Annotated in this window: 8 protein-coding genes and 2 pseudogenes; 7 read left to right on the top strand and 3 right to left on the bottom strand. The window is 73.7% G+C overall.

Annotation, left to right across the window (positions count from 1 at the left end):
* Together ACOV8S_RS22070 and ACOV8S_RS22075 are read left to right on the top strand one after the other, a co-directional pair.
* Positions 1-571: pseudogene (locus ACOV8S_RS22070) on the top strand (hypothetical protein); the annotation flags it as partial.
* A gap of 125 nt (positions 572-696) precedes the next feature.
* Positions 697-2,181 carry a cytochrome P450 gene (locus ACOV8S_RS22075; protein WP_448319671.1) on the top strand — a complete coding sequence of 495 codons (1,485 nt, stop codon included), beginning with the start codon at positions 697-699 and terminating at the stop codon, positions 2,179-2,181.
* A 98-nt stretch (positions 2,182-2,279) separates the two neighbouring features.
* Here the strand turns inward: ACOV8S_RS22075 and ACOV8S_RS22080 are convergent, their stop codons facing one another.
* Positions 2,280-3,584 carry an alpha/beta fold hydrolase gene (locus ACOV8S_RS22080; RefSeq protein WP_448319673.1) on the bottom strand — a complete coding sequence of 435 codons (1,305 nt, stop codon included), beginning with the start codon at positions 3,582-3,584 and terminating at the stop codon, positions 2,280-2,282.
* A gap of 161 nt (positions 3,585-3,745) precedes the next feature.
* On the opposite strand from ACOV8S_RS22080, the gene ACOV8S_RS22085 reads away from it, so the two are divergent.
* Entirely contained in the window at positions 3,746-4,792 is a 1,047-nt protein-coding gene (locus ACOV8S_RS22085) for a questin oxidase family protein (RefSeq protein ID WP_448319675.1), read from the top strand.
* Between the two features lie 188 nt (positions 4,793-4,980).
* Here ACOV8S_RS22085 and ACOV8S_RS22090 read toward each other — a convergent pair.
* A pseudogene (locus ACOV8S_RS22090) lies at positions 4,981-5,212 on the bottom strand (hypothetical protein); the annotation flags it as partial.
* 38 nt (positions 5,213-5,250) lie between these two features.
* Entirely contained in the window at positions 5,251-5,955 is a 705-nt protein-coding gene (locus ACOV8S_RS22095) for a TNT domain-containing protein (protein ID WP_448320110.1), read from the bottom strand.
* Positions 5,956-6,076: 121 nt separating this feature from the next.
* Between ACOV8S_RS22095 and ACOV8S_RS22100 the strand changes: the two genes are divergently transcribed.
* From ACOV8S_RS22100 to ACOV8S_RS22115, 4 genes are all read left to right on the top strand, one after another.
* Entirely contained in the window at positions 6,077-6,394 is a 318-nt protein-coding gene (locus tag ACOV8S_RS22100) for a hypothetical protein (protein WP_448319677.1), read from the top strand.
* Between the two features lie 117 nt (positions 6,395-6,511).
* Positions 6,512-7,405 (top strand): endonuclease/exonuclease/phosphatase family protein, encoded by an 894-nt coding sequence (locus ACOV8S_RS22105; protein ID WP_448319679.1) that lies wholly within the window; start codon positions 6,512-6,514, stop codon positions 7,403-7,405.
* 183 nt (positions 7,406-7,588) lie between these two features.
* Positions 7,589-9,721 (top strand): carbon starvation CstA family protein, encoded by a 2,133-nt coding sequence (locus tag ACOV8S_RS22110; RefSeq protein WP_448319681.1) that lies wholly within the window; start codon positions 7,589-7,591, stop codon positions 9,719-9,721.
* Positions 9,721-9,927, top strand: a 207-nt coding sequence (locus ACOV8S_RS22115) for a YbdD/YjiX family protein (protein ID WP_448319683.1), incomplete at its 3' end; no start/stop codon positions are given. The genes ACOV8S_RS22110 and ACOV8S_RS22115, both read left to right, overlap by 1 nt.

The following is a 9,927-nucleotide window of genomic DNA, read 5'->3' on the forward strand; positions in this document are numbered from 1 at the left end:
GTACGTCACCCCGCCGGGACCCGTGCCGCCGCCCCCGCCGTACACCGGCATGCCGATGCCCCTCGCTCCCGGCGCGGTGACGTACGGCGCGCCGCCGCCGGCGCCCGGCATGGCTCCGGGCATGGCGCCCGGGGCGGTGCCTCCGCCGGCTCCGGCCGGGGCGGCGCCCCAGCGGTCCGCGCCCCGGGCCGCGGCGATGGGGCTGGGCGCGGGCGGCTCCATGCGCCAGCAGGTGCACCAGGACCGGCGCCCGTTGGCCGACTGGGCCACCGAGCCCTCCGGCCGGGTCTTCGTGCACCTGGTGACGCCGCCGGAGTGGCGCCGCATCACCGGTGAGGCCGCGCCGCCCTCCCCCGTCGACCGCGCCGCCTACACCCGGGCGGGGCTGCCCTGGTTCGAGCACTACGACGAGAGCGCGGTGGACCTCGACCCCTCGGAGACCCTCGCGGGCGTCAAGCCGGTCGGCGACTGGCTCGGCGACGACCACTCCCCGTGGGCCGAGCCGAAGCCGCAGCAGGTGGTCCAGCTCGGCGACGAGCCGGGAAGGCCGGTGGCCGACGGGGACTGGTGACGGGCCGTCCACGGAAGGCACGATGGTCACCGGGCCGCCCTCACGCGGTACACGGCGCGGCAGTTCGGCGCAGTGCGGCGGTACGGGGGCGGCCGGGTGCCGCGGCGGTTCGATCGGGAGGGTCCATGGAGAGCAGCAGTCCGGTCCGGGCGGCGACGCCGGTGCCGAGCGTCCGGGAGGCCTGGCCGCGGCTCGACCTGATCCCGCACCCGCCCCGCCGGGTGCCGCTGCTGGGCGACGTCCTGGGCACCGACCGCACCCGCCCGGTGCAGGACACGGTGCGCCGCGGACAGGCCCTGGGGCCGATCTTCCGCAGGAAGGTGTTCTCCTTCGAGATCGTCCTCGTCGGGGGCGCCGACCTGGCGGGCGAGCTGTCGGACGAGTCCCGGTTCGCCAAGCACGTCGCCCCGGGCATCGCGGCGTTGCGCCCTCTCGCCAGGGACGGGCTGTTCACGGCGCACAACCACGAGCCGAACTGGCAGCTGGCCCACGACGTGCTGGCGCCGGGTTTCAGCCGTGAGGCGATGGCGGGCTATCACGGGGCGATGCTGGACGTGGCGGGCCGGCTGACCGACCGCTGGGACGCCGAGTTCGCGGCCGGACGCACGGTGGACGTGCCCGGCGACATGACCAAGCTGACCCTGGAGACGATCGCCAGGACCGGGTTCGGCCACGACTTCGGCTCCTTCGAACGGGAGAGGCCGCACCCCTTCGTCGACGCGATGGTGGGCTACCTGAGCTACGCGCAGCGGCGGGTGGCCCTGCCCGCCCCGCTGGCCGGCCTGTTCGGCGGCCGGGCCGCCGACCGGCGTGGTGAGCAGGACATGGCGCTGCTCAACGACACGGTGGACGAGGTGGTCCGGGCCCGGGTGGCCGACGGGCGGCCCGGTGACGGCGACCTGCTGGACCGGATGCTGGAGACCGCTCACCCCGACACCGGGGAGCGGCTGTCGCTGGACAACGTGCGCCGCCAGGTGATCACCTTCCTGGTGGCGGGCCACGAGACGACCTCGGGCGCGTTGTCGTTCGCGCTGCACTACCTGTCGCAGCACCCGGAGATCGCGGCGCGGGCGCGCGAGGAGGTCGACCGGGTGTGGGGCGACGTCGCCTCCCCGGGCTACGAGCAGGTGGCGAAACTGCGGTACGTGCGGCGGGTGCTGGACGAGTCGCTGCGGCTGTGGCCGACCGCCCCGGCCTTCGCCCGGGCCGCGCTGCGGGACACGGTGCTCGGCGGCACGCATCCGATGCGGCGCGGCGCCTGGGCACTGGTGGTGCTTCCGCTGCTGCACCGGGACCCCGCGGTGTGGGGTCCCGAGCCGGAGCGGTTCGACCCGGACCGGTTCGAGGCCTCGGCGGTGCGGGGCCGCCCGCCGCACGTCTTCAAGCCGTTCGGCACCGGCGCGCGGGCCTGCATCGGCCGCCAGTTCGCGCTGCACGAGGCGACGCTGGTGCTCGGGCTGCTGCTGCGCCGCTACGAGCTGCTGCCGGAACCCGGCTACCGGCTGAGCGTCTCGGAGCGGCTCACGCTGATGCCCGAGGGCCTGCGCCCGCGCCTGCAGCGCCGGGCGCCCCGGCCGGCGCCCGAGGAGGCGGTGACGGCCGGGCGGTGACGGCCGGCGGTGAGGCGGTGACGCCGCGGCTCCGGGACGGTGCCGGGACCGCGGCGGCGCCGCCCCAGGTCTCGTCACGCCTCAAGTCCCGTCGCGCCTCAGGTCTCGTCGCGCACCAGGGCGAGCAGCCGGTCCAGGACGCGCGGACCGCCGGCCCGCACGCCGTCGTGCTCGAACTCGTCGGTGACGTAGGTGCGCAGTCCCCGGATCGCGCGGGCGGTCTCCAGCGAGTGGGCCGTGTCGACGTACAGGTCGTCGTGGTAGACGGCGGCCGCCACCGGGACCTCGTTGGCGGCGAGCCGCGCCGGGTCGTACAGCGGGGTCCAGTCGGTGCGGGCGGCGAGGATCTCCGCCGTCTCCTTGAGCGGCCGCAGCGCCGGGTCGCAGTCGAACAGCCACGGGTGGACCGTCTCGCCGGTGAGCAGCACCGCCTCGCCTCCGGCGAGCGCCTTGGCGGCGTCGAACCGGGGGAACTCGGCGCGCACCCGTTCGGCGGCCCAGGCGGTCGGCTCCGCGTCCTGGGCGTAGATGGCCTCGTGGAGCAGGGCGTACAGCGGGTGGCTCGCGTAGGAGAGCGTCTGCTGCACCTGCTCGAGGAAGGCGTCGGAGAGCTCGAGCCCGCGCGTCGTGGGCAGGAGGAACGCGTCCTCCAGCAGGAAGTGCAGGCGGTGGCTGCCGTCGCCGGAGCCGAGCAGGATGCCCAGCGACTGGAACGACTCGGCGGTGAGCCGGTGCCCGTTCGGCAGGACGACGTCCTCGCGCAGCAGGTGCTCGGCGATCCGGCGGACCCGCTCGACGTCCTGCGGGTAGCGGGTGTAGTGGGCGTCGACCTTGCGCTCCATGCGCGGGTAGGCGGCCCGGTAGACGTCCTCGGCGCGCGCGGTCAGCGGGGGCAGCCCGCCCGTGATCAGGGCGGCGGCCAGGCCCTCGGGGGCCAGCGAGAGGTAGGTGACGGTGCAGAAGCCGCCGAAGCTCTGGCCGAGGACGGTCCAGGGCGCGCCGCCGGTGAGCAGCGGGCGGATCGCCTCGCAGTCGCGGACGATCGAGTCGGCGCGGAAGTGCGCGAGGTGGTCGGCCTGTTCGGCGGGGCCGCCGCGCAGCGGCAGCGTCTGGCGGTTGGCGGGCGTGGAGGCGCCGGTGCCCCGCTGGTCGAGGAGGAGGACCCGGAACTCCCGCAGGGCCCGCTCCAGCCAGGCCTGGCGGCCGACGAAGCGGCTTGCGGGCATGCCGGGACCGCCCTGCAGGTACACCAGCCAGGGCAGGTCCTGGTCCGCCTTGTCGCTCGCCACCACCTCGCGCGCGTACAGCTCGATCGTCTCGCCGGCCGGGTCGGCGTGGTCGAGCGGGACGGTGAAGCGGTGGTCGGTGAGGACGACGCCGGGCTGGCGGTAGCGGAGGGTCAAGGGGTCTCCCGGGGCGGTCGAGCGGGCATGTCGTCCCAGTTCAGCACAGTCCCGGGGACGGAGGGCGACCGGGCCCCGGGGCCTAGGTCCCGCGCCGGTGTTCCGGGCCGCGGCCCACTCGTAGCGTGACGGCATCAGGCGATCCGAGGGAGCTGACGACGATGAGCGGCACGGACACCGGAGTACTGGACGAGGCGTTGGAGCGACTGCACCGGGCGGGACCGGAGCGCCGCGGATGGCTGTCCAACCACGCGCCGATGGCGGTGGAGGCGCTGGTGCGGCACGGCCACGGGCACGGCGTGCACCGCTGGCTGGAGCACTACGCGCTGAGCAAGCTGGAGGACATGCCGCGCTCGACGGACCCGGTGACGGAACCTCGGTGGCGTGAGGCGCTGGGCGATCCGCGCAGGCTCGGGGACTGGACGGTGTACTTCGGGCGGGCCGTCGCCGAGGAGGGCTGGCGCGCGGTGCTGGTGCGGTGGTGGCCGCGGCTGCTGCCGGGCATCGCGGCGGGGGCCACCCATCCGGTGATCCGGGTGGGTCACGCGGTGCGGGCGCTGCTCGAGGACGGTGACGCCGCGGCGAGGACGACGGAGCTGGCGCACGGGCTGGCCTACTGGGCGGGCCGCCACCAGCCGCTGGCCGCGGTCGCCGGGCCGTCCGGCGTCGCGGGTCCGGCCAAGGCGCTGGCCGGGGTGCCGACGGTGGCCCTCCAGGCCGGCGGCATCCGGGAGCGGCTGGACCGGCTGGAGGCGACGGCGGGCTGGAGCGAGGCCACCGCGGCGTTGCGCGCCCCGGCCTCGCCCGAGGAGGCGCGGGAGCTGCTGCAGGGTCTCGTGGCCGCGGCGACCGGCCGGTTCGCCGCGCACGCGCACGGGGACCCGGTGATGCTCGTGCACGCGGCGACGGCTCCCAACGCCGTGCTGCGCACCCTTCCCGCGCTGCCGCGCGAGCTGTGGGCGCCGAGCCTGGAGGCCGCCTGGGCGGCGTCCGCGGCGGTGACCGCCGTCTACGCGACGCCCGCGGGTCGGGTCCCGGAGGTGTCGGGGACGGCCGGCGAGCTCTTCGCCCGCGCGGCCGAGCACGGCGACGAGCACGTCATCAAGCTGGCGGACACGGCGCTGGACGTGGTCGCCCTGACCGGCACGGGCGAGTCCCTGGCCTCCGTGGAACAGGCGCTGCGGCTGATCGACCCGGAGGACGACTGAGGGCGGCCGCCGGGTCGATCGGCCGTTCGTGGGCGGCGCGCGGGCCGTGGGGGGCGAGGGCGCGGGCTCGGCCCAGTGGCGAGGGCCGGGGCGGAGCCAGGGCCGGAACCGGGTCAGGGTCCGGGCTCAGGTCCGGATCCCGGCCGGGGCTCGGATCCGGATCCCGGGCGCGGGCCCCGTGCCGTGCCGGTGAGCAGGCGCAGCAGGTGGGCGCAGGCCGCGCTCTCGTCCCGGTGGCGGGCCACCGGCTCCCACCGTCCGCGCTCGTAGGCGCCGGTCTCCCAGGCTTCCGGGTCGTCCGGCGCCCGGCGCACGTAGAGGAAGTCGACGGGGCACGGGTTCGTGCACGCCCTCGATGCGGTAGTACCCGCCCGGCGCTCCCGCGGCGCGCAACGCGGCGTGCAGTGCGGTGCGTTCCACGACGACGAGCGTAGCGCCGGGCGGGTGGTGGTGACGGTCTAGCGCGCGGTGTCCCGGGCGGGCGCGAGGTAGCCGTGGTCGAGCAGCCATCCGACGTTCAGCCGCTCGTCGGGGCCGGGCATGAGCAGCGCGGGGTCGAGCTTGATCTGCTGTCCTCCGCCCGGCTGCTCGAACCAGGGCATGGCACGGCCCTGCCAGACGTCGAACTGCCGGGTGACGGTGTACCGGTGGTAGTCGCAGGGGTAGGCCGCGTCCCGGGTGTTCAGGTTCTGTGGAGGCAGCGCGCGCTTGGCGTACGGGTCGCCGGCCGGGGCCAGGTAGGAGCCGTACTCCGATCCGAACCGGTCGAGCTCCGCGCCGGGCTCGAGGGTCTCGACCTGTTTGTCCACCTCCCCGTTCACCTCGGCGAACCCGTCGTTGGGCGGGTACTTCCAGCCGCCGGAGCCGCTCGGGCCGTCCTCCTTCCAGTAGGTGGCGAGGAAGTCGCGGGCGGAGAGGCCGCCGGTGCGGTGGTAGCCGCGCAGGAGGGGGCCGACGGGCGGTTCGGCGGAGTCCGGAAGGTTCGCGGGGCCGAGCCGGGCGTCGCCCCGGAACTCTCCGGTGCAGGGGTCGGGCCGGGCGGCGGAGGCCGTGTCCGCCGTCGCGGTGGGCGCGGTGACCGCGGTGGCGGCCAGGGCGAGGGCCAGCGCGGACAGTGCCGCGCGCGGTCGCTTGGTCGGTTCGTCTTGACGCACGGTCACCATCGTCACGGCATGCGACCGCCTTGTCGGGCCGACACCACACGGGTCACCCGCCGGGGTGACCCGCCCCGGTATTCTCGTCGGATCCTCCCCCAGGACCATCCGACGATCGGACCGGTGCTCGATGCCGCGAGACCTCTACAACGTGCGGGTCGTGCCGGGAGGGGCGCCCTCGGCGGCGGACGGTCCGGCACCGCTGAGCGCGGAGGAGGAACGCCGCTTCCAGGCGGTGCTCTTCCATGATCTGGGCAACGCGATCGCGGACCACGGCCTGGTCCGCTTCCCCGCCCACACCCGGGAGGACCGGATACGGCTGGTGAGGGTCGCGGAGCGGCTGAGCGCCCACTGGGTCCGCCGGGTGGCCGTGGAGGCGGAGGACGCCTGCCGCCTGGTGCTGCGGCTGGACGACGGGCCCGCGCAGCCCTTGCCGCCGGCGCGGTAGGCGACGCGCCCTCGGCCTCACTCCCCCGGGCGCGGCGCCGTTCCGCCCGGTGCTCCGCGCCGGTACCGTACTGCGCGCAAGTGCCAAGATCCCCAACAGACTTGAGGGGGCTGCGTGATGCGGCGTCGTCGTACGGCACAACTTCTGTTCACCGCGGGACTGCTGGGCGCGCTCGTGTTCCCGGGCGCCGCTCCGGCGGGCGCGTACGCGGATCCGCCGGCCGGGGCGGCGACCGTGCCGCTGCGGGTGGTCTCGTACAACATCCACGCCGGGGCGGGGACGGACAACGTCTTCGACCTCGACCGGCAGGTGGAGGAGCTGCGCTCCCTGGACGCGGACGTGATCGGGCTGCAGGAGGTGGACGTCCACTGGGGCGCCAGGAGCGGGTGGCGCGACCTTGCGGCCGAGCTGGGCACAAGACTGGGCATGGAGGTGTACTTCGCCCCGATATACAGTCTCGACCCGCTCTCCGCGGACGCCCCGCGCCGCGAGTACGGGGTGGCGGTGCTCTCCCGGTATCCGATCCTGGCGGCGGAGAACCACGACATCACCCGGCTCTCCACCCAGGAGGCGAACCCGGTGCCCGCGCCCGCACCCGGCTTCCCCGAGGTGAGGATCCGGGTCAGGGGCGTCCCGGTGCACGTCTACACCACGCACCTCGACTACCGGGCGGACCCCTCGGTCCGGGCCGCCCAGGTCGCCGACACGCTGCGGATCCTCGACGAGGACTGCGACGCGCACGGCCGCTGTCCGCGCCAGATCCTCACCGGCGACTTCAACGCCGTCCACGCCGCCCCCGAGCTGGCGCCCCTCTGGGAGCGCCTGGCCGACGCCTCGACCGAGGCCGGGGTGGACGTGCCGACCTACCCGGCGCTGAACCCGAGGACCCGCATCGACTACGTCACGGTGTCCCCGGGCGCGGTCGTGGTCAAGGACGTCACCGTGCCCGAGACCCTGGCCTCGGACCACCGGCCGGTGGTCGCGGACCTGGCCCTTCGCCGAGGGCGCTGACCCCAGGCTCGACCTCACCTCCTCACGGGTGGCCGGATATCGCTCATGCGACCGGCCACCCTTCTTCGTGCCCTCTTCGTTCCGATCTCGAAAGTGAGATGGGTGACCCACCTGCTGAGAGAGTGTTACCACCGTTAGCATCAGTGAAGCGCCAGGAAACCATTGAACGAAAGGCACGACGACGTGTCCCGCACCAGTCCCCGCAGCATCGCCGTATGGCTGCTGGTGGCAGCCATCGGCGCCGCCGGTTGGGCAGCCATCGCACTCGCTCGCGGTGAAAAGATCTCGGCCATCTGGATCGTCGCCGCGGCGGTCGGTTCCTACCTGATCGCCCAGCGGTTCTACGCCCGCTTCATCGCCCGCAGGGTTCTCCGTGTGGACGACACGCGCGCGACCCCGGCGGAGCGGCACAACGACGGCGTGGACTACCACCCCACCGACAAGCGTGTGCTCTTCGGCCACCATTTCGCGGCGATCGCGGGCGCCGGCCCGCTGGTCGGCCCGGTCCTCGCGGCGCAGATGGGCTACCTGCCCGGCACCATCTGGATCATCGTCGGCGTGATCTTCGCGGGCGCGGTCCAGGACATGGTCGTGCTCTTCTTCTCGACCCGCCGCAACGGCAAGTCGCTCGGCCAGATGGCCCGGGACGAGATCGGACGGGTCGGCGGCATCGCCGCGCTGGTCGCCGTCTTCGCTATCATGATCATCATTCTGGCCGTGCTGGCCCTGGTGGTCGTGCAGGCCCTGGCCCACTCCGCGTGGGGCACCTTCTCGATCGGCATGACCATCCCGATCGCCCTCTTCATGGGCGGCTACCTGCGCTTCCTGCGTCCGGGCCGGGTCACCGAAGTCAGCCTGATCGGCGTCGTTCTTCTGCTCGCGGCCATCATGGGCGGCCGCTGGGTCTCCGAGTCCTCCTTCGCGGACGCCTTCGTCCTGAGCCCGAAGACCCTGGTGATCTGCCTGGTGGTCTACGGCTTCGTGGCCGCCGTGCTGCCGGTCTGGATGCTGCTCGCCCCGCGCGACTACCTCTCCACGTTCATGAAGATCGGCACGATCGTGTTGCTCGCCGTGGGCGTGCTGGTCGCCAACCCGGACGTCAACGTCCCGGCCGTCTCCGCGTTCGCGAGCAGCGGCACCGGCCCGGTCTTCGCCGGCTCGCTGTTCCCGTTCGCCTTCATCACCATCGCCTGCGGCGCCCTGTCCGGGTTCCACTCCCTGATCTCGGCCGGCACCACGCCGAAGATGATCCAGAAGGAGAGCCAGATCGCGGGCATCGGCTACGGCTCGATGCTCATGGAGTCCTTCGTCGCGATCATGGCGCTGGTCTGCGCCTGCGTCCTGGACCCGGGCCTGTACTACGCGATGAACGCCCCGGCCGGCGTGCTGGGCGACACCGTGCAGTCGGCCTCCCAGGCGGTGGCGGGCTTCGGCTTCACCATCTCCCCCGAGGCGCTGCAGCACGCGGCCGACCAGGTCGGCGAGGAGAGCCTGATCGCCCGCACCGGCGGCGCGCCGACGCTGGCCGTGGGCATGTCGATGGTGCTCGCCAAGGCCTTCGGCTCCACCGGGATGATGTCGTTCTGGTACCACTTCGCCCTCATGTTCGAGGCGCTCTTCATCCTGACCGCGGTGGACGCCGCGACCCGGGTGGGCCGTTTCATGCTGCAGGACACCATCGGCAACGTCGTCCCGCGTTTCCGCGACAAGGACTGGAAGCCGGCCATCTGGCTCTGCTCCGCGCTCGTGGTGCTCTGCTGGGGCTACTTCCTGTGGGTCGGCGTCAGCGACCCGCTGGGTGGGATCAACCAGCTCTACCCGCTGTTCGGCATCGCCAACCAGCTGCTGGCCTCCATCGCGCTGACCATCTCCACCACGCTGCTGATCAAGTCCGGCCGCGTGAAGTGGGCGTGGATCACGGCCCTGCCGCTCGCCTGGGCGCTGGCCGTGACCATGACCGCGAGCTACCAGAAGCTTTTCTCCGACAACCCCAAGATCGGCTTCTGGGCCCAGCGCTCCACCTATGCGGACGCCCTGCAGGCCGGTGAGGTGCTCGCCCCGGCGAAGAGCCTCGCGCAGATGGAGACGGTGATCACCAACTCCACGGTGACCGGCACCCTGATGGCCGTCTTCGCCGGTCTGACGCTGGTGGTCTTCTTCTCCTGCCTGTGCGTCTCGGTCGCCCACCTGCGCGGGAAGGGCAGGATCCCGCTCCAGGAGGACCCGTACGTCAGGTCCGGGATGGAGGTTCCTTCCTTCTCGCCGCGCAAGCCGCAGACGGACGAGAAGGAACTGGCCGACGCCGGGGCCGAGTGATGTCCCCCGCCCTGACACGCCTGAAGCAGGCGGGCGCCCGCGCCTGGTGGTACGTGCGCGAGCTGAACGGCGAGCACGCCTACGACCGGTACGTGGCCCACTCCCGCTCCCACGACCCCCACGTGCGGGTGCTGACCCGGCGGGAGTTCGAGAATCGGCGGATCGACCGGCGCGACGCCGGCCCCCGCGAGGGCGGCGGCTGCTGC

It is taken from the genome of Streptomyces sp. CO7 (genome assembly GCF_053474865.1).

Bases quoted from the DNA above. Each gene is read 5' to 3' on its own strand.
- ACOV8S_RS22075 (WP_448319671.1), top strand. From the start codon at position 697: ATGGAGAGCAGCAGTCCGGTCCGGGCGGCGACGCCGGTGCCGAGCGTC.
- ACOV8S_RS22095 (WP_448320110.1), bottom strand. From the start codon at position 5,955: ATGGTGACCGTGCGTCAAGACGAACCGACCAAGCGACCGCGCGCGGCA.
- ACOV8S_RS22105 (WP_448319679.1), top strand. From the start codon at position 6,512: ATGCGGCGTCGTCGTACGGCACAACTTCTGTTCACCGCGGGACTGCTG.
- ACOV8S_RS22100 (WP_448319677.1), top strand. From the start codon at position 6,077: ATGCCGCGAGACCTCTACAACGTGCGGGTCGTGCCGGGAGGGGCGCCC.
- ACOV8S_RS22085 (WP_448319675.1), top strand. From the start codon at position 3,746: ATGAGCGGCACGGACACCGGAGTACTGGACGAGGCGTTGGAGCGACTG.